Below are 248 nucleotides of genomic sequence, written 5' to 3'. Positions count from 1 at the left end.
AAGCCTCCCCGGACCTGATGCGCGAGATGCTCCAGGATTTCATCAACCAGATCCTGTCAACCCAGGCAGACAGTGTCTGCGGCGCCGAGTACGCCACTGTCTCCGATCAGCGCACCAACCGACGCAACGGCTATCGCATACGTCAACTCGACACCAGAGTCGGCACCATCGATGTTGCTGTACCGAAACTGCGGGCTGGTTCCTTCTTCCCCGACTGGCTGTTGGAGCGCCGCACCCGGGCCGAACGC

The 248-nt window shown here is 61.7% G+C and carries 1 protein-coding gene; it reads left to right on the top strand.

The features are described from left to right. Positions 1-248, top strand: a 248-nt coding sequence (locus HMPREF0298_RS11360) for an IS256 family transposase (RefSeq protein WP_006841353.1), incomplete at both ends; no start/stop codon positions are given.

Source organism: Corynebacterium lipophiloflavum DSM 44291, assembly GCF_000159635.1.
GTDB lineage: Bacteria > Actinomycetota > Actinomycetes > Mycobacteriales > Mycobacteriaceae > Corynebacterium > Corynebacterium lipophiloflavum.
The sequence above is the reverse complement of the archived record's forward strand: the minus strand, read 5'-3'. Positions and strand labels throughout refer to the sequence as shown.